The organism is Stutzerimonas stutzeri, assembly GCF_019090095.1.
GTDB classification, from domain to species: Bacteria; Pseudomonadota; Gammaproteobacteria; order Pseudomonadales; family Pseudomonadaceae; genus Stutzerimonas; species Stutzerimonas stutzeri_AN.
The window spans coordinates 1,623,823-1,641,750 of the sequence record NZ_JAGQFP010000001.1 but is presented as its reverse complement, the minus strand read 5'-3'; the positions used below and the strand labels follow the sequence as shown (position 1 = coordinate 1,641,750).

At 61.7% G+C, this 17,928-nt stretch carries 16 protein-coding genes and 1 tRNA gene; 8 read left to right on the top strand and 9 right to left on the bottom strand.

All coding sequences use genetic code 11. The annotated features are described in order from the left end of the window. Positions 1-58: 58 nt before the first annotated feature. The 5 genes from nhaD to KVO92_RS07110 all read right to left on the bottom strand — a co-directional run bounded on the left by nhaD (position 59) and on the right by KVO92_RS07110 (position 7,174). Positions 59-1,438 (bottom strand): sodium:proton antiporter NhaD, encoded by a 1,380-nt coding sequence (nhaD, locus tag KVO92_RS07130; RefSeq protein ID WP_217474904.1) that lies wholly within the window; start codon positions 1,436-1,438, stop codon positions 59-61. Positions 1,439-1,760: 322 nt separating this feature from the next. Next, positions 1,761-4,595: a valine--tRNA ligase gene (locus KVO92_RS07125; RefSeq protein WP_217474903.1), complete on the bottom strand. Its 2,835-nt coding sequence runs from the start codon at positions 4,593-4,595 to the stop codon at positions 1,761-1,763. A gap of 167 nt (positions 4,596-4,762) precedes the next feature. Next, entirely contained in the window at positions 4,763-5,125 is a 363-nt protein-coding gene (locus tag KVO92_RS07120; RefSeq protein WP_217474902.1) for a DNA polymerase III subunit chi, read from the bottom strand. A gap of 113 nt (positions 5,126-5,238) precedes the next feature. Further along, entirely contained in the window at positions 5,239-5,658 is a 420-nt protein-coding gene (locus tag KVO92_RS07115) for a DNA polymerase III subunit chi (protein WP_217474901.1), read from the bottom strand. Between the two features lie 22 nt (positions 5,659-5,680). Continuing rightward, positions 5,681-7,174, bottom strand: coding sequence for a leucyl aminopeptidase (locus KVO92_RS07110; protein WP_217474900.1), 1,494 nt, complete (start codon positions 7,172-7,174; stop codon positions 5,681-5,683). A 185-nt stretch (positions 7,175-7,359) separates the two neighbouring features. Between KVO92_RS07110 and lptF the strand changes: the two genes are divergently transcribed. Together lptF and lptG are read left to right on the top strand one after the other, a co-directional pair. Beyond that, the gene (lptF, locus tag KVO92_RS07105; protein ID WP_217474899.1) at positions 7,360-8,481 is read left to right on the top strand and encodes an LPS export ABC transporter permease LptF; all 1,122 of its coding nucleotides are present in this window, start codon (positions 7,360-7,362) and stop codon (positions 8,479-8,481) included. Then, positions 8,474-9,535 carry an LPS export ABC transporter permease LptG gene (gene lptG / locus KVO92_RS07100; protein WP_217474898.1) on the top strand — a complete coding sequence of 354 codons (1,062 nt, stop codon included), beginning with the start codon at positions 8,474-8,476 and terminating at the stop codon, positions 9,533-9,535. Before lptF ends, lptG begins: the two co-directional genes overlap by 8 nt. A 39-nt stretch (positions 9,536-9,574) precedes the next feature. On the opposite strand, the gene KVO92_RS07095 is transcribed toward lptG, so the two are convergent. From KVO92_RS07095 to KVO92_RS07085, 3 genes are all read right to left on the bottom strand, one after another. Next, the gene (locus KVO92_RS07095; protein ID WP_217474897.1) at positions 9,575-10,072 is read right to left on the bottom strand and encodes an RDD family protein; all 498 of its coding nucleotides are present in this window, start codon (positions 10,070-10,072) and stop codon (positions 9,575-9,577) included. Positions 10,073-10,168: 96 nt separating this feature from the next. Beyond that, positions 10,169-10,381: a cold-shock protein gene (locus KVO92_RS07090; protein ID WP_014853413.1), complete on the bottom strand. Its 213-nt coding sequence runs from the start codon at positions 10,379-10,381 to the stop codon at positions 10,169-10,171. 438 nt (positions 10,382-10,819) lie between these two features. Then, positions 10,820-10,906 (bottom strand) — tRNA-Leu (locus KVO92_RS07085). 115 nt (positions 10,907-11,021) lie between these two features. On the opposite strand from KVO92_RS07085, the gene queA reads away from it, so the two are divergent. From queA to KVO92_RS07055, 6 genes are all read left to right on the top strand, one after another. Continuing rightward, positions 11,022-12,071 (top strand): tRNA preQ1(34) S-adenosylmethionine ribosyltransferase-isomerase QueA, encoded by a 1,050-nt coding sequence (gene queA, locus KVO92_RS07080; RefSeq protein ID WP_217474896.1) that lies wholly within the window; start codon positions 11,022-11,024, stop codon positions 12,069-12,071. A gap of 14 nt (positions 12,072-12,085) precedes the next feature. Beyond that, the gene (gene tgt / locus KVO92_RS07075) at positions 12,086-13,201 is read left to right on the top strand and encodes a tRNA guanosine(34) transglycosylase Tgt (protein WP_217475446.1); all 1,116 of its coding nucleotides are present in this window, start codon (positions 12,086-12,088) and stop codon (positions 13,199-13,201) included. 40 nt (positions 13,202-13,241) lie between these two features. Further along, positions 13,242-13,571 (top strand): preprotein translocase subunit YajC, encoded by a 330-nt coding sequence (gene yajC, locus KVO92_RS07070; protein ID WP_021209500.1) that lies wholly within the window; start codon positions 13,242-13,244, stop codon positions 13,569-13,571. Between the two features lie 67 nt (positions 13,572-13,638). Continuing rightward, positions 13,639-15,507, top strand: a complete 1,869-nt coding sequence (gene secD, locus KVO92_RS07065; RefSeq protein WP_217474895.1) for a protein translocase subunit SecD — start codon at positions 13,639-13,641, stop codon at positions 15,505-15,507. Positions 15,508-15,519: 12 nt separating this feature from the next. After that, positions 15,520-16,428, top strand: a complete 909-nt coding sequence (secF, locus tag KVO92_RS07060; RefSeq protein WP_217474894.1) for a protein translocase subunit SecF — start codon at positions 15,520-15,522, stop codon at positions 16,426-16,428. 73 nt (positions 16,429-16,501) lie between these two features. Continuing rightward, a complete protein-coding gene (locus tag KVO92_RS07055; protein WP_102847373.1) occupies positions 16,502-17,035 on the top strand; it encodes a glycine zipper 2TM domain-containing protein in 534 nt (177 codons plus the stop codon). Positions 17,036-17,091: 56 nt separating this feature from the next. On the opposite strand, the gene suhB is transcribed toward KVO92_RS07055, so the two are convergent. Then, on the bottom strand, positions 17,092-17,907 hold the full coding sequence (suhB, locus tag KVO92_RS07050; RefSeq protein ID WP_217474893.1) for an inositol-phosphate phosphatase: 816 nt from the start codon (positions 17,905-17,907) through the stop codon (positions 17,092-17,094). Between the last annotated feature and the right edge of the window lie 21 nt (positions 17,908-17,928).

Sequence of the window (17,928 nt, the reverse complement as noted above, 5' to 3'; positions counted from 1 at the left end):
CGATGCGTCCGATCGGAGCGCGCCAGCGGGTAGCCGGCGCGCGGGATGGCAAAGGGTGTCATTGCAGCGCCAGCATGCCCATATAAGCGACGGCACCAGCGGTATAGCCGAGAAATGCCAGCAGGCTGACCCGCTTGAGGTACCAGGTGAAACTGATCCGCTCCATGCCCATGGCGGCCACCCCTGCAGCCGAGCCGATGATCAGGGTGCTGCCGCCCGTACCCGCGCAGTAGGCGAGCATCTCCCAGAAGTGCCCGTCGACGACGAATTGCGACAGCCAGCTGGCTTCCTCCGGCGAAGCAGCGGCCAGCATGGCCGGATCGGCCAGCGGATACATCTTCATGGCACCGGCCACCAGCGGGACGTTGTCCACCACGGCCGACAGCAGACCAATGCTGTAGTTGATCGGGTAGATATGGCCGAGCGACTCGCGCAGCGCGACGGCAAGCTGCGTCAGATGACCCGCGGTGGCCAGTGCGGCCACGGCCAGCAGAATACCGAGGAAGAACAGCACGCTGGGTGTATCCACCTTGCGCAGCACGCCGACCACCGATAGCGGATGCTTGTGCTCGTCTTCCTTGTCGCGGTGGAGAAACTCGGTGGCGATCCAGAGCACGCCAAGGCCGAACAAGATGCCCATGTACGGCGGCAGGTGCGTGAGGGTCTTGAACACCGGGACGAATACCAGGGCACTCAGGCCCAACGCCAATACGGTGTTGCGCTCGAAGACGGTGGTTTCCGGCGGTTGGTGCTCGCCCAGGTGGGTCCGGGCGCGGGGGCGCGGCGCCTCGCCACGCAGGCGGAAGCTGAGCACCAGCAGGGGCACCAGCAGGCAGATCAGGCTTGGCAGAAACAACCCGAAGATCACGCCCGAGGCGGTGATCTGGTTGCCGATCCAGAGCATGGTGGTGGTGACGTCACCGATCGGCGACCAGGCGCCGCCGGCATTCGCCGCAATCACTACGACCCCGACGAACAGCCAGCGCTCGGGACGCCCGCGGATCAGCTTGCGCAGCAGCGAGACCATGACGATGGTGGTGGTCAGGTTGTCCAGTGCCGCGGAGAGAAAGAAGGTCAGCAGCCCGACGATCCACAGCAGGTGGACACGCCGACGTGTCTGGATGCGGTCGGTGATGACCTTGAAGCCTTCATGGGAGTCGATCAGTTCGACGATGGTCATGGCGCCGAGCAAGAAGAAGAGGATTTCCGATATTTCCCCCAGGTGGTGGCGCAGGGCTTCGATGACCAGCTCCGCTGGGCCGCCCGGCGCGTGTGCTGCCACTTGTGGCGAGATGATCGAATCCGCCCCAAGGACCAATATGGTCCAGCAGAACACGGCGGTGAGGATGGCCGCAGCGGCCTTGTCGATTTTCAGCGGATGTTCCAAGGCTATGCAGAGATAGCCAAGAACAAACACAACAGCCATGAATACGTACATCTACGAGGTCCCTTTTTATTTTTGATTACCGTACCGGCCATGCTCGGGGTGGCGAGCCGGTAGAAAACGGTGTCCGCATGCGTGCAATCGGCGAGCAGAGCGGTCTCCTGAGCTCAGAACGGCCGACGGCGGCACGCACTGGGCAAGCTGCTTTGGGCGCGGGTCAGGCGCAAAAGCGGCATGTGGACCGGCTCGCCGGCGTTAATTCCTCTGGGTGGATCCGGATAGTTGATCAGCCGGGCCGCTCGTGGCTTGTCATCGATCAAGCGGAAAAGGCCTGAAACAAAAAAGGCCAGCACGTTGAGTGCTGGCCTTTGGCTTGTTACAGGCTGGCGATGCGCTCGCGCTGCTCGAGCAGTCGCGCCTTGGCCTGTTCGGCCTCGGCCAGCTTGGCGCGTTCCTTTTCAATCACCTCGGCGGGCGCCTTGTCGACGAACCCAGCGTTGCCGAGCTTGCCGCCGACACGCTTGACCTCGCCATCGAAACGGGCGATCTCCTTGTCGAGGCGGGCCAGTTCCGCGTCCTTGTCGATCAGCCCGGCCATGGGCACCAGCACCTGCATGTCACCGACCAGTGCGGTCGCCGACAGCGGCGCTTCGTCGCCGGCGCCGAGGATGCGCACGCTTTCCAGCTTGGCCAGCTTCTTCAGCAGCGGCTCGTTGTCCGCCAGGCGACGACGGTCGGCTTCGCCGGCGTTGCCGAGCACCACGTCGATGCGCTTGGCCATGGAGATGTTCATCTCGCCGCGGATCTGGCGAATGCCAAGCATGAAGGCTTTGACCCACTCGATGTCGTTTTCGGCCGCTTCGTCGAGGCGCTCCGGATTGAATTCCGGCCAGGGCTGCAACATCAGCGTCGGGCCGGATTTACCGGCCAGCGGCGCGACGCGCTGCCAGATTTCCTCAGTGATGAAGGGCATGAACGGGTGCGCCAGGCGCAGGGCGGTTTCCAGCACACGGACCAGGGTGCGGCGCGTGCCGCGCTGGCGTTCGGCGCTTGCAGTCTCGTCCCAGAGCACAGGCTTGACCAGTTCGAGGTACCAAGCGCAGTACTCATCCCAGATGAACTCGTAGAGCGCCTGGGCGGCCAGGTCGAAGCGGAAGGCTTCCAATTGGCGATTCACTTCGCTTTCGGTGCGCTGCAGCGCCGAGATGATCCAGCGATCGACCGAGGACAGTTCGACGGGCTCGCCATTGACCCCGGTGTCTTTGCCCTCGGTATTCTCGAAAACGAAGTTGGCCGCGTTCCAGATCTTGTTGCAGAAGTTGCGATACCCCTCGACGCGCCCCATGTCGAACTTGATGTCGCGGCCGGTGGACGCCAGCGAGCAGAAGGTGAAGCGCAGGGCGTCGGTGCCGTAGCTGGCGATGCCTTCTGGGAACTCGTTGCGGGTCTGCTTGGCGATCTTCTCGGCGAGCTTGGGCTGCATCATGCCGCTGGTGCGCTTTTGCAGCAGTTCGTCCAGCGTAATGCCGTCGACGATGTCCAGCGGGTCGAGCACGTTGCCCTTGGACTTGGACATCTTCTGGCCCTGGCCATCGCGGACCAGACCATGCACGTAGACCGTCTTGAAGGGGATCTGCCCGGTCAGGTGGGTCGACAGCATGATCATCCGGGCAACCCAGAAGAAGATGATGTCGAAGCCGGTGACCAGCACGTCGGTGGGGTGGAAGGTCTTGAGGAAGTCAGTCTGTTCCGGCCAGCCAAGGGTGGAGAAGGTCCACAGGCCCGAGCTGAACCAGGTGTCCAGTACGTCATCGTCCTGGCGCAGCTCGACCTCGTTGCCGAGGTTGTAACGAGTGCGCGCTTCCATCTCGTCGCGGCCGACGTAGACATTGCCGGCCTCGTCATACCAGGCCGGAATGCGATGGCCCCACCACAGCTGGCGGCTGATGCACCAATCCTGGATGTCGCGCATCCAGCTGAAATACATGTTTTCGTACTGCTTGGGCACGAACTGGATATCGCCGTTCTCCACCGCCGCGATGGCCTTCTCGGCCAGTGGCTTGGTGGAGACGTACCACTGGTCGGTCAACCAGGGTTCGATGATGGTGCCCGAGCGATCGCCACGCGGTACCTTCAGCGCGTGGTCGTCGATTTTCTCCAGCAGGCCCATCGCCTCGAACTCGGCGACGATGGCCTTGCGTGCATCGAAGCGGTCCATGTGCGCGTAGCCGTCGGGCAGGCTCGCATCGACCTTGTCGTTCGGCGTGCCGTCGATGTTGAACACCTGTGCGCGGGTTAGTACGGCGGCGTTGCGATCGAAGATGTTGATCAGCGGCAGACGATGGCGCTTGCCGACTTCGTAGTCGTTGAAGTCATGTGCCGGGGTGATCTTCACGCAACCGGTGCCGAATTCAAGATCGACATAATCGTCGGCGATGATCGGGATCAGGCGGTTCACCAGCGGCAGCATGATGTGGCGGCCGATCAGGTTCTTGTAGCGCTCGTCCTCGGGATGCACGGCAACTGCGGCATCGCCGAGCATGGTTTCCGGGCGGGTGGTGGCAACGACCAGGTAGTTCTCGCCGTCGGCGGTCTTGCAACCGTCGGCCAGCGGGTAGCGCAGGTGCCACAAATGGCCTTTCTCGTCGTGGTTCTCCACCTCAAGGTCGGAAATCGCGGTGTGCAGCTTGGTGTCCCAGTTGACCAGGCGCTTGCCGCGGTAGATCAGACCGTCTTCGTGCAGCCTGACGAAGGCTTCCTTCACCGCATTGGACAAGCCGGCATCCATGGTGAAGCGTTCGCGCGACCAATCGACCGACGAGCCCAGGCGACGGATCTGGCGGGTAATGTTGCCGCCGGACTCCTCCTTCCACTCCCAGACCTTGTCGAGAAACTTGTCACGGCCCAGGTCATGACGGTTGATACCCTGCGCACCGAGCTGGCGCTCGACCACCATCTGCGTGGCGATGCCGGCATGATCGGTGCCGGGCTGCCAGAGGGTGTTGCGCCCCTGCATCCGGCGCCAGCGAATCAGCGCATCCATAATGGCGTTGTTGAAGCCATGACCCATGTGCAGGCTGCCGGTCACGTTCGGCGGCGGGATCATGATGGTATAGGGCTCGCCCGACCCCTGGGGTGCGAAATAGTTGTTCGATTCCCAGGTCTGGTACCAGGAGGTTTCGATGGCGTGCGGCTGATAGGTCTTGTCCATGCGGCGGGACCCTTAGAACGGCTGATCGGAAAAGCCGGCAAGTATAAAGGTAAAGTGCGCGAGGGGCCGAATCGCAATGCCGCTTTTATGCGACAGCTAGGCGAACGGCCGGTCTGTCTGCCCGCTGCGCCGGGCACGTCGGCGATGCCAGCTGCAGCGCGTCGTGTTCAGGGCCGGTGCGATTTGATCAGCTGCTGCGCGCGAGCCTCCAGCCGACTACGCAGCTCGGCTTCGATCTGCGGGACGAAATCATCGATCACATCCTGCAGGATCAGTTGCGCCGCGGTGCGCAATTCGTGATCCAGGTGGCGTTCGGCGAGGGTACGAAACGCAGTGCGTACGGCTGGTTCGCGTACATCGGCTTGCGTCGCTGCGTGTGGCGCGGGTTCGACCACTTCGGACAATAGGGGAATGCTGTCCGGATCGAGTTCTTCGCCCGGTACTGGCGGGTCCTGGTCGCCCAGCAGGGCGCGAATGGATTCCAGGTCATCGAGGAGGCGGGCGGCTTTACTGGGTGGTGTTTGCGTCATGTACGGTGCATTCCGGGGATTAAGCGTCCAGGCGGATAGTGGCTCCTGAAATCGGGCGTCCTCAGACGGCCGCTGTGGCAAGGCGCGGGAGCGTTCGCTGCTGGCCGAGCCCGCTACAATTCGACTCTCTTAGGATCATAGCCGCGCTGCCGGTAGAGGCGGAAATTGTCCCGGCAAACGGTCAACAGCTCAGGCTGCTGATTGACGATCTCGATCACTCGGCTGAACCGGTCGATATGCTCGGATATCGAGGGCCTCAGGTTGATCAGCAAGCCCTGCGCGGTAGCCGGCGGCTGCTCGATACCGATTACCACCGGTGCGTGGGGATCATCATCGTGAAGCTCGTGCGGAATGAAGCGCTCAGCACGAAAGCTCCACAGCAGCTCGTCCAGCTCCGTACATTGCTGCTCGTCCTGACAGCGGATGAATACCGACATGCCGTGCTGCCAGCCTTTGCTCGCCAGCTGGCAGGCCGCTCTGGCGCGGCCTGCCGGTTCGCTGTCAGGCAACACGTAAAACTCGATACGCGTCATGCCCGGATTCCGCTCGTCTGGCTCATGCCTGCTCGGCTCGGTCCAGCAAGTACTGAGTCAGCAGGGGAACGGGGCGGCCCGTTGCACCTTTCTCCTTGCCACCGCTGATCCAGGCGGTACCGGCTACGTCCAGGTGTGCCCAGGCGAAGTCCTTGGTGAACCGCGAGAGGAAGCAGGCTGCGGTAATGGTGCCGGCCTTGGGACCGCCGATGTTGGCGATATCGGCAAAGGGGCTGTCGAGCTGCTCCTGGTACTCGTCGAACAGCGGCAACTGCCAGGCGCGATCGTCGGCCTTCTGGCCGGCGCCCAATACTTGTTGCAGCAGTTCGTCGTTGTTGCCCAGCAGGCCCGAGGTCTGGCTGCCCAGCGCAACGATGCAGGCACCGGTCAGCGTGGCGACGTCGATCACGGCGCGTGGCTTGAAACGTTCGGCGTAGGTCAGCGTGTCGCACAGCACCAGACGCCCTTCGGCGTCGGTATTGAGAATCTCGACGGTCTGCCCGCTCATGGTGGTGACGATGTCGCCGGGGCGGGTGGCGTTGCCGCTGGGCATGTTCTCCGCGCAGGCGAGCAGGCCGACGAGGTTGATGGGCAACTGGAGCTCCAGCGCGGCACGGAAGGTACCAAGCACGCTGGCGGCGCCGCACATGTCGTATTTCATCTCGTCCATGCCCAGGCCGGGCTTGAGGCTGATCCCGCCAGTGTCGAAGGTAATGCCTTTGCCGACCAGGGCGTAGGGCTGCTCGCCTTTCTTGCCGCCGTTGTATTGCATGACGACGATGCAGCCGGGTTGGGCGCTGCCCTGAGAAACCGCGAGAAACGCACCAGCGCCGAGTTCGCGCAGCTTCTTCTCGTCGAGAACCTCGACCTTCAATCCTTTGAACGCCTTGCCCAGCTGCTTGGCCTGGTCCGCCATATAGCTCGGGTGGCAGACGTTCGGCGGCAGGTTGCCGAGGTCGCGCGCGAAGCTCATGCCGGCGGTGATTGCCGTGGCGTGGCGGGTCGCCTGTTCGGTCTGCGCCTGGTCGGCCTTGTCGCAGAGGAGGGTGATCTTGCCAAGCTTGGAGCTGTCGTTCTTTTTGCTCTTGAACTGCTCGAACAGGTACTGACCGTCGGCCAGTACTTCGACCAGCATGCGGGCGCGGGCATAGGTGTCACGGTCGTTGACCTGCACGTCCTGCACCGCGAAGGTGGCATCGCCGCCGCCCAGACCCTTGAGTACGCCTAGCGCGGCGCCCGCCGCCTTGCGCCATTGACGCGCATCGAGTTCGCCCGTCTTGCCTGTGCCGACGAGCAAAACGCGATCGGCCTTGAGGCCAGGCACGCTGTGCAGCAACAAGGTCTGGCCCGGCTTGCCGGACAGATCACCGCGCTTGAGTATGGTGCTGATAACACCGCCGCTGGCCTGGTCCACGCTTTGCGCAACGGGGCCCAGCTGTTGGTTTTCACTGACGGGCAAAACCAGCGTGGCCGTTTTCGCTGCGGCGGCTTTGGTGTTTTTTACAACAAATTCCATGGCGTCGAGTCCCCAAGACAAAGAGTCGGGTTTGCAGGATAATGCCGGGCTTGTTTTCCGGTGGTTCGACCACCGGGGCGTTGGGGAAGTGCTGTGACACCCCAGCGTCCTGTTGCGGGCGGACCGGCTATTGGCGGCTAGTTTGAGCGTAGCCGCCGGAGCCTGACAACCCTGGAGTGTCCGGTTTGATCGTCTTTCGTTATCTGTCCCGTGAGTTGCTGGTGACCTTGAGTGCGGTGAGTGCCGTCCTGCTTGTGATCATCATGAGTGGCCGTTTCATCAAATACCTGGCGCAGGCGGCGCAGGGGCTTCTCGATCCGGGTGTATTGCTGATGATCATGGGGTTCCGCTTGCCGGGCTTCCTTCAGTTGATTCTCCCGCTGGGGCTGTTTCTCGGCATTCTGCTGGCCTACGGACGACTCTATCTCGATAGCGAAATGACCGTTCTGTCCGCCACGGGCATGAGTCAGCGTCGACTACTCGCGTACAGCCTGGCACCGGCTGCGCTGGTTGCAGGCCTGGTTGGCTGGCTCAGCCTCGGACTGGCTCCACAGGGTGTGGCTGAAGTCGATCGCATCCTCAACGAGCAGGACTCGTTGACCGAGTTCGACACGCTGGTGCCTGGCCGTTTCCAGACGCTGCGTGACGGAACCCGCGTGACCTACACCCGCGAGCTGACCGCCGACCGCACCGAGCTTTCCGGTGTGTTCATTTCCGAAACCAATCTCTCCGGTGCCACCGGGGAAAAGCGCGGGCTCTCCGTGCTGGTTGCTGAAAGCGGGCGTCAGGAAATCCAGCCCGATGGCAGTCGCTATCTGATTCTGGAAAACGGTTATCGCTACGATGGTAATCCGGGCCAGGCCAACTACCGGGCAATCCAGTACGACACCTACGGGGTGTTGTTGCCCAAGCCTGAGGTCAGCGTCGAGCTGAGCGCGCGCGAGGCGATGCCGACCCGCGAGCTGTTCGGCAGCGATAACGTTCGCTTGCAGTCCGAGCTGCAGTGGCGGCTGTCGCTTCCGCTGCTGGTGTTCATCGTCACGCTATTGGCCGTGCCGCTGTCGAAGGTGAATCCTCGTCAGGGGCGCTTCCTCAAGTTGCTGCCTGCCATTCTGTTGTACATGGCTTACCTGACGCTGCTTATCGCGGCCCGCGGCTCGCTGGACAAGGGGCGAATTCCCCCGTCCCTGGGGCTGTGGTGGGTGCACGGAATCTTTTTTTCGATAGGAATGCTGATGCTGTACTGGGAACCGCTGAGGCTGGCTTTCGACAAGTACCGAGCCAGGTCGGGAGGTGCTCATGCGTAAGCTCGATCGTTATATAGGCAGCCATGTACTGCTGGCGATTCTCACCGTCCTGGGCGTTATCGTCGGCCTCGCACTGTTGTTCGCCTTCATCGACGAACTCGGTGACGTCAAAGGCAGCTACAGCACGCTGAATGCCGCGGTTTACGTGTTGCTGACGACGCCGGCGCGGATCTACGAGATGTTGCCGATGGCCGCGCTGATTGGTTGTCTGGTCGGTTTGGGCACCCTTGCCAGTAGCAGTGAGCTGACCATCATGCGCGCCGCGGGTGTCTCGCTCGGGCGAATCGTGCTGGCAGTAATGAAACCGATGCTGGCGCTGATGCTGGTCGGTGTGCTGATCGGCGAATACGTGGCGCCCTGGAGCGAAAACATCGCACAGGCCAACCGCTCCGCAGCCCAGGGCGCCGGTGAGGCGCAAAGCAGCAAGCGCGGTCTCTGGCACCGCCAGGGTGATGAGTTCGTTCATATCAATGCGGTACAGCCGAGCGGCGTACTGCTGGGCGTCACCCGGTATCGTTTCGATGAACAGCGTCAGCTGTTGTCGGCAAGCTTTGCCCGTCGCGGTCGTTACGAAGGAGACCAGTGGCTGCTCAGCGATGTCTCCACGACCCTGTTCAAAGGTGATCACACCGAGGTGACGAAGGCGGCCGAAGAGCATTGGGACGTGCAGCTGACGCCTCAGCTGGTGGGTACGGTGGTGATGGAGCCGGATGCCCTGTCCGTCACGGGGCTATGGCGTTATATCCATTACCTTGGCGAGCAGGGTTTGAATAATGGTCGCTACTGGCTGGCGTTCTGGACCAAGGTGCTGCAGCCAGTCGTAACGGTCGCGCTGGTTCTGTTGGCCATCTCGTTCATTTTCGGGCCGCTGCGCTCGGTCACGCTTGGGCAGCGGATCTTCACTGGCGTCATCGTCGGCTTCGTATTCCGCATCCTGCAGGACTTGCTGGGTCCGGCCAGTCAGGTCTTCGGCTTTTCTCCGTTGCTGGCCGTGGCGGTGCCGGCGGCCATCTGTGCACTGGCCGGCATCTTGCTGTTACGGCGGGCCGGCTGACCGGGTGCCTGGCAGAGGGGCGGCGATCCGCCCCTTGCGTCATTTCTTGTGGATGTTTTTCGGCAGCTGAACGACCTGGCTTTCTGAATAGATGTCGTGCCAGGTGCGATGCTGCTTGTCCCAGAGCATCCACCAGTAGCCCAGGCCCAGGGCGAGCCACGACACGATCGCGAGCAGGAAGCGCAGCAGAGCCTGCCAGAGGTCGATGGCCGTCCCGTCGGCATTCTGTATCCGTACGCCCCAGACCTGCATGCCAAGCGTCTGGCCATTATGCGTCCAGAACTTGGCAAAGAAGGCGAAGACGGTAAATAGCAGAAGCGTCGAAAGAATCGGGTCTATATCCAGGCCGCCAGACTCAGCCAGGCGCTTGAGCGCCTCGCCGCCGTACAGGGCGCGCAGAATGACCTGTTGGTAGAACAGCGTAACGACCATCATCAGGGCGATCGACAGAAGCGAGTCGTAGAACAGGGCGGCGAGCCGGCGGAGCAGGCCGGCGGCGGGGAACTGGCCCTGAGGGGTTAGCTGATGGTTGCTCATGCGTGGAGTCTCGTTGGAATGCAGCCGCGCATTCTACGGAATCGCGCGCATAAAAAAGCCCCTGATGATGGCATCAGGGGCTTTTCGGAACAGGGCTTATTCCTGGATTTGAACCTGGTCAGCCTGCATGCCTTTTTGCCCTTGCACAGCGATGAAGCTGACCTTCTGGCCTTCTTTCAGGCTCTTGAAGCCGTTGCCTTCGATCGCGCGAAAGTGCACGAACAGATCCGGACCGCTTTCAGGAGTGATGAAACCAAAACCTTTCTCGTCGTTAAACCACTTGACGGTACCGTTCTGACGATTCGACATAGCGTTGTATCCTTGAAACTCAATAGTGGAAACGCCGCTGCATAGCACAGCAGGCGGAAACTGGTTGCAAGGAGTAAAGAGTCGAACGGGATGTAGCGGATCTGAAGATCTACTGCATCAGGTCACGATTCAACGGCGACCCATGCAAACACAGTGGGCACACTCTACGATAACTCGTCGGCCGATGCCAAGCCCTCGGAGTCATGGAGTTGTCCACTATGTGTGGCGCCTGTTTGGCGTCTTCGGTGCTGCTGATTCGCTTGTTTACCGCTAGCGCCAGAGGCGGGCGGAGGAAGCCACCGGGGTTCTGGCACGCGACTCGCTGGAGTCTTGGGTCTATCCGATGCCTGGAGGCATCTGTCGCTATGGGGTGATGCCGCTACTGCTGTGCGGTTCCCCTGTCCCAGAGACTCTCGACTGTCTATGGGTACTGATTCATGGTGCCTCGAGAGAGACTCGAACTCTCACGTTGTTACCAACGGCGGATTTTGAATCCGCTGCGTCTACCGATTCCGCCATCGAGGCACAGTGGGCGCGCAGTATAGGGATGCGATGCTGGGCGGTCAATCACCTGGCGTGGTCAGAATGAGGTGTTTCCGCTAAGCTTTGCGCCCCCGAAGCCCCGCGCTGATCTTTTTCGATGCAAGTCTCCGATTTTTCCTTTGAGCTACCCGATTCGTTGATCGCTCGTCATCCGCTGCCCGAGCGCCGCGCCAGCCGTCTGCTGGTGCTCGATGGTCCTAGCGGTCGGTTGGAGCATCACCGTTTCGCCGAGCTGCTCGACTACCTGCGCCCCGGCGATCTCATGGTGTTCAACGATACCCGCGTCATTCCGGCGCGCTTGTTCGGCCAGAAGGATACCGGTGGCAAACTCGAAGTGCTGGTAGAGCGCGTGCTCGATGGGCGCCGAGTGTTGGCACATGTCCGTTCGAGCAAGTCGCCGAAGCCGGGCACGAGGATACACATCGACGGTGGCGGCCAAGCGTTGATGCTGGCGCGCCATGAGGCGCTGTTCGAGCTGGAATTCGATGAAGATGTGCTGCCGTTGCTTGACCGCGTCGGGCACATGCCTTTGCCTCCTTATATCGATCGTCCGGACGAAAGTGCAGACCGGGAGCGCTACCAGACCGTTTATGCACAGCGTGCCGGTGCGGTGGCTGCGCCGACCGCGGGATTGCATTTCGACGAACCGCTATTGGCGGCGCTGCAGGAAAAGGGTGTCGAGCGAGCGTTCGTGACGCTGCATGTGGGCGCGGGCACGTTCCAGCCGGTGCGCGTCGAGCGCATCGAAGAGCATCATATGCACCGAGAGTGGCTTGAGGTCGGGCAAGGTGTTGTCGATGCCGTGGCAGCCTGTCGCGCACGTGGCGGTCGGGTGGTGGCGGTCGGCACCACCAGCGTGCGCTCGCTGGAAAGTGCGGCGCGCGACGGCGTGCTCAAAGCCTTCAGCGGCGAGACCGACATCTTTCTTTACCCAGGCAAGCCCTTCCATGTGGTCGATGCTCTGGTCACCAATTTCCATTTGCCCGAATCCACTCTGTTGATGCTCGTTTCCGCATTTGCCGGCTACCCGGAAACCATGGCCGCTTACGCCGAGGCCATCGCCGAGGGTTATCGCTTCTTCAGCTACGGTGATGCCATGTTCATCACACGCAATCCGGCCCCGCGTGGCCCCGAGGATTCCCAATGAGTCGTACCTGCCATATGTCCTTCGAGCTGCTTGCAACCGAGGGGCGAGCGCGTCGTGGGCGCTTGACCTTTCCGCGCGGTACGGTGGAAACACCGGCGTTCATGCCGGTAGGCACCTACGGTACGGTGAAAGGTATGCTGCCGCGCGACGTCGAGGGGATCGGAGCGCAGATCATTCTGGGCAATACCTTTCATCTCTGGTTGCGGCCCGGCACCGAGGTAATCAAGGCACACGGTGACCTGCATGATTTCATGCAATGGCAAGGGCCGATCCTCACCGACTCCGGTGGCTTTCAGGTGTTCAGCCTCGGTGCGATGCGCAAGATCAAGGAGGAGGGGGTCTATTTCTCCTCTCCGGTCGATGGCGCCAAGGTGTTCATGGGCCCCGAAGAGTCGATGCAGGTGCAGCGCGATCTGGGCTCTGACATTGTCATGATCTTCGATGAGTGCACCCCTTACCCGGCGGAAGAAGACGTCGCGCGGCGCTCGATGGAATTGTCCTTGCGCTGGGCCAAGCGCTCCAAGGCCGCGCACGGTGATAGTCCGGCGGCGCTGTTCGGCATCGTTCAGGGCGGCATGCACGAGTCGCTACGGATGCGCTCGCTGGAAGGGCTCTGCGAGATCGGTTTCGACGGTCTGGCCATTGGCGGGCTCTCGGTCGGTGAGCCCAAGGAAGAGATGATTCGCGTGCTCGATTTCCTCCCGCCACAGATGCCGGCCGACAAGCCGCGCTACCTGATGGGGGTGGGCAAGCCGGAAGACCTGGTCGAGGGCGTGCGCCGCGGCGTGGACATGTTCGATTGCGTGATGCCGACCCGCAACGCACGCAATGGTCATTTGTTTACCGATAGCGGGGTGGTCAAGATCCGCAATGCCGTGCACCGCTTCGACGAGGCTCCGCTGGAAGTCGGATGCGACTGCTATACCTGTCGGCACTTCTCGCGCGCCTATCTGCACCACCTGGACAAATGCGGTGAAATGCTCGGCAGCATGCTGAATACGATCCACAATTTGCGACATTATCAGCGGCTCATGGCTGGTTTACGCGATGCTATCCAACAGGGTACATTGGCAGCCTTTGTCGACGCCTTCTATGCCAAGCGCGGCCTGCCAACCCCGCCGCTTGCGTGACGAATCCATAACTAACTGATCCCTGCAACAGGAGTGCTACATGAGCTTTCTGATTCCCGCCGCCTACGCCCAAGAGGCTGCCGCCGGTCCCGCTGGTAGCGGTTTCGAGTGGCTGTTTCTGGTCGGCTTCCTGGTCATCTTCTATCTGATGATCTGGCGTCCGCAGGCCAAGCGTGCCAAGGAGCACAAGAATCTGATCGGCGGCCTGCAGAAGGGTGACGAAGTGGTCACCTCCGGCGGTATCGCCGGCAAGGTCACCAAGGTTTCGGATGACTTCGTCGTGATCGAGGTTTCCGATTCGGTGGAGCTGAAGTTCCAGAAAGTGGCGATCGCCGCAACGCTGCCTAAGGGCACGTTGAAAGCCATCTGAGCTGACTAACACTCAACACCAACGACGGGGCGCGCAAGGCGCCCCGCGTCATTACACGGGCTGCGTCATGCTCAATAGATTCCCCCTCTGGAAATACCTGCTGATAGTGGTGGTGCTTGGCATTGCCTGCATTTATTCGGCGCCCAATCTTTATCCCGATGACCCAGCGGTGCAGATCACCGGGGCGACGACGTCGCTCAACGTCACCGAGGCCGACCTTGATCGTGCCAGCAAGGCGCTTGCCGATGCGGGTATCGAAGTCAAGGCGACGAGCCTGGACGAGCAAGGTCGGGGTGGGCTCTTGCGCCTGGTCGATCAGGATGATCAGCTGCCGGCAAAGGACGTGGTGCGTCGGGCTTTGGGTGACGCCTACGTGGTTGCGCTCAATCTGGCCCCGACCACGCCGGAATGGCTGCGTAGCCTGGCGGCAAGCCCGATGAAGCTTGGTCTGGACTTGTCGGGCGGTGTGCACTTCCTGCTGGAAGTCGACATGGACAAGGCCGTCGAGACCCGCCTCAATGTATACGAGGGTGAGGTGAAATCGCTGCTGCGCAAAGAGCGCGTCCGTTATCGCAGCTTGCCCCAGGCCGACAGCGCCATTCAGCTCGGTTTCGCTGACGAGGCGACCTTGTCGGCGGCTCAGGCGCTGATTCGCAAGAACTTCAATGACTTCGATCTGACGACCAGCGAGCGCAATGGCCAGCAGGTTCTGCGTCTGGCGATCACCGAAGCGAAGCTTGCCGAAATTCGCGAATACTCGATCAAGCAGAACCTGACCACCGTGCGCAACCGTGTCAATGAACTCGGGGTTTCCGAGCCGCTGGTTCAGCGTCAGGGCGCCAACCGTATCGTCGTCGAACTCCCGGGTGTGCAGGACACGGCCGAGGCGAAGCGTATCCTCGGCAAGACGGCCAACCTCGAGTTTCGCCTGGCTGCCGAGGCGGATGCGCCGCGCGCGACCACCGAGACCTTCGAGTTTCGCGAGCAGGGGCGTCCGCCCGTGCAGCTGGAGCGTAACCTGATCATCACCGGTGACCAGGTGACCGATGCGCAGGCCAGCTTCGATGAAAATGGCCGCCCGCAGGTCAACATTCGTCTCGATGGTCACGGCGGCGACCTGATGAACCGAGCGACGCGCAGCAACGTTGGTCGCAGCATGGCAGTGATCTTCATCGAGCAACGCCCGACCACCCGCTACGTGAAGCAGATGGTGGATGGCGTCGAGCAGGAGGTTCGCGTCGAGACGTTCCAGGAAGAGAAGAAGATCATCAGCCTGGCGACCATCCAGTCCGCGCTGGGTAGCCAATTCCGCATCACCGGTCTCGATGGGCAGGGCGAGTCGTCCGAGCTGGCGCTACTGCTGCGCGCCGGTGGCCTGGCGGCGCCAATGTACTTTGCGGAGGAGCGCACCATCGGTCCGAGCCTGGGCGCCGAGAACATCGACCTGGGCATCAACGCTGCGTTGTGGGGCTTCCTCTTCGTGGCGGTGTTCATGGTGCTGATCTACAAATTTTTCGGCCTTCTGGCCACGATTGCGTTGCTGTTCAACATGGTGGTGTTGACCGCGCTGATGTCGATGCTGGGTGCAACGCTGACCTTGCCGGGTATCGCCGGGATCGTGCTGACCATGGGTATGGCGGTCGACGCCAACGTGCTGATCTTTTCGCGCATTCGTGAAGAGATCGCCAACGGCATGGCCATTCAGCGGGCAATACATGAAGGCTTCGATCGGGCGTTCTCGGCGATCGTCGACGGCAACCTGACCACGCTGCTGGTAGGGGGCATCCTTTTCGCCATGGGGACAGGGCCGATCAAGGGCTTCGCCGTAACGCTCTCGCTCGGCATCATCACCTCCATGTTCACTGCCATCATCGTGACTCGCGCCATGGTCAACCTGATCTACGGTGGCCGCGATCTCAAGAAATTGTGGATTTAAGGGGCTAGCTCGATGAAACGCGTAATTAACTTCATGGGCGTGCGTCATCTGGCGTTTGCCATGACCGTCGTGTTGACGCTTGCCTCGCTCGCCAGCCTGGCGGTCAAGGGGCTCAACTTTGGTCTGGATTTCACCGGAGGGACGCTGATCGAGCTGTCCTATGAGAAGCCGGTGGCGTTGGATCAGGTTCGCGCTCAGCTGTCCAATGCCGACTTCGGGGCTGCGGTTGTACAAAGTTTCGGCGCTACGACCGACGTACTGGTGCGAATGCCTGGCGACGACCCCATGCTCGGTGAGCGCATCGCCGAGGCGTTGCGCAGTGGCGACGATGCTGCGGCTGTCACCGTCAAGCGCGTCGAGTTCGTCGGACCTGCCGTGGGCGAGGAGCTGCGTGATCAAGGTGGGTTGGGCATGCTGCTCGCGCTGGGCGGCATCCTCGTCTATGTCGCCTTCCGCTTTCAGTGGAAGTTCGGCTTGGGCGCGGTGCTCTCGCTGTTCCATGACGTGATCCTGGTGTTGGGCGTCTTCTCGCTGTTCCAGATCTCCTTCGACCTCACAGTGCTGGCGGCCGTGCTAGCGGTCATCGGTTACTCGCTCAACGACACCATCGTGATCTTCGACCGGATTCGTGAAAACTTCCGAGTCCTGCGCAAGGCCGAGCTGTTGGAAAACATCAACATTTCCACCACGCAAACCTTGCTGCGTACCCTGGCGACCTCGGTATCCACTCTGCTGGCGGTCGGCGCGCTGATGGTCTTCGGTGGTGAGAACCTGTGGGGCTTCTCGCTGGCGCTGTTGATAGGCGTGGGCGCGGGCACCTACTCGTCGGTGTATGTGGCCGGAATGCTGCTGGTCTGGTTGAGGCTCACGCGCGACGACTTGATCCCGCCTGTTGTCGAGGAAGTCGACGAGCTTCCCTGAGCGTCTGAACTTCTGGCGGCTCGCGATGCCTAACGGGCGCCGCGAGCCTGGCTCGTCAGAAGAGGGAAAAGGCATGAACAAGTCGATGCTGGTTGGTAGTGTCCTGGGGGCTGTGGTTGTCACGGCTGGTGGAGCGTTCGCCACCTATACCCTGGTCGATCGGGGACCGAAGTTCGCTGAAGTATTGGCGGTGGAGCCGGTCAAGGAAACCATCAAGACGCCGCGCGAGGTCTGTCGCGAGGTAACCGTGACACGGCAGAAGCCCGTGCAGGATTCCAATCGCATTGCCGGTACCGCCGTGGGCGCGGTAGTCGGCGGTTTGTTAGGGAATCAGGTCGGTGGCGGCAATGGCAAGAAGATCGCCACGGTGGTCGGCGCGGTCGGGGGTGGCTACGCTGGCAATCAGGTGCAAGGCCGTATGCAGGCCAATGACACCTACACCACGACCGAAACCCGCTGCAACACGGTCACCGACAGCCACGACAAAGTGGTTGGCTATGACGTCAAATACCAACTGAATGGTGCCGTCAGTACGGTCCGTATGGATCGGGATCCGGGTAGCCAGATTCCACTTCGCGATGGCCAGCTGGTGCTGACTCAGCAGTAAGTTGGTTGGCTAAAAAAACGCCCTTTCGGGCGTTTTTTTTCGTCTGATCTGTTGCCTCAGCGCTTCATCGAAGGCGTCAGGTGCGGCTGGATGGCAGTCAGCACCGCCTTGAAGCACTTGGTGTTGCCCGCCACGATCTGACCCTTCTCGAGGAATTCGTGGCTGCCGCTGAAGTCGCTGACCAATCCGCCGGCTTCCTGGATCAGCAGGGCGCCTGCAGCCATGTCCCATTCGGACAGGCCGAACTCCCAGAATGCATCGTAACGACCGGCTGCCACGTAGGCGAGATCCAGGCTGGCGGCGCCGGCGCGACGCAATCCCGCCGTTTGCCCGACCAGGCTGCGGAACATGTTCAGGTAGCTGTCGAGGTTGTCCATCTGGCCATCGCGGAATGGGAACCCAGTACCCAGCAGCGCGCCTTCCAGGCTCTTGCGGGTACTGACGCGCAGGCGGCGTCCATTAAGCGCGGCGCCGCGGCCACGGCTTGCGGTGAATTCTTCCTGGCGCACCGGGTCGAGGACCACCGCGTGCTCGAGTCGGCCTCGGTATTTGCAGGCGATGCTGACCGCGTAATGCGGGACGCCGCGGAGGAAATTGGTCGTGCCGTCCAGCGGGTCGATCACCCACAGGTAATCCTTGCCGTCGCCGCTGCCTTCCAGTAACCCGCCTTCCTCGCCGAGGATGCCGTGGTTCGGGTAGGCCTTGCGCAATGCGGCAACGATGAGCTGTTCTGCGCTGCGGTCGATCTCCGAGACGTAATCGCGCGCGTCCTTTTCGCTAACCGAGATCACGTCCAGGCGCTCGGTGGAACGAACAATCATTTCGCCAGCGCTACGGGCGGCGCGCAGCGCGATATTCAGCATGGGCTGCATCGATCAAATACCTGGTCGTTT

Bases quoted from the DNA above. Each gene is read 5' to 3' on its own strand.
- yajC (WP_021209500.1), top strand. From the start codon at position 13,242: ATGAGCTTTCTGATTCCCGCCGCCTACGCCCAAGAGGCTGCCGCCGGT.
- KVO92_RS07055 (WP_102847373.1), top strand. From the start codon at position 16,502: ATGAACAAGTCGATGCTGGTTGGTAGTGTCCTGGGGGCTGTGGTTGTC.
- secF (WP_217474894.1), top strand. From the start codon at position 15,520: ATGAAACGCGTAATTAACTTCATGGGCGTGCGTCATCTGGCGTTTGCC.
- KVO92_RS07090 (WP_014853413.1), bottom strand. From the start codon at position 10,381: ATGTCGAATCGTCAGAACGGTACCGTCAAGTGGTTTAACGACGAGAAA.
- suhB (WP_217474893.1), bottom strand. From the start codon at position 17,907: ATGCAGCCCATGCTGAATATCGCGCTGCGCGCCGCCCGTAGCGCTGGC.
- nhaD (WP_217474904.1), bottom strand. From the start codon at position 1,438: ATGTACGTATTCATGGCTGTTGTGTTTGTTCTTGGCTATCTCTGCATA.
- KVO92_RS07110 (WP_217474900.1), bottom strand. From the start codon at position 7,174: ATGGAATTTGTTGTAAAAAACACCAAAGCCGCCGCAGCGAAAACGGCC.
- lptG (WP_217474898.1), top strand. From the start codon at position 8,474: ATGCGTAAGCTCGATCGTTATATAGGCAGCCATGTACTGCTGGCGATT.
- tgt (WP_217475446.1), top strand. From the start codon at position 12,086: ATGTCCTTCGAGCTGCTTGCAACCGAGGGGCGAGCGCGTCGTGGGCGC.
- KVO92_RS07115 (WP_217474901.1), bottom strand. From the start codon at position 5,658: ATGACGCGTATCGAGTTTTACGTGTTGCCTGACAGCGAACCGGCAGGC.
- queA (WP_217474896.1), top strand. From the start codon at position 11,022: ATGCAAGTCTCCGATTTTTCCTTTGAGCTACCCGATTCGTTGATCGCT.
- KVO92_RS07125 (WP_217474903.1), bottom strand. From the start codon at position 4,595: ATGGACAAGACCTATCAGCCGCACGCCATCGAAACCTCCTGGTACCAG.
- KVO92_RS07120 (WP_217474902.1), bottom strand. From the start codon at position 5,125: ATGACGCAAACACCACCCAGTAAAGCCGCCCGCCTCCTCGATGACCTG.
- KVO92_RS07095 (WP_217474897.1), bottom strand. From the start codon at position 10,072: ATGAGCAACCATCAGCTAACCCCTCAGGGCCAGTTCCCCGCCGCCGGC.
- secD (WP_217474895.1), top strand. From the start codon at position 13,639: ATGCTCAATAGATTCCCCCTCTGGAAATACCTGCTGATAGTGGTGGTG.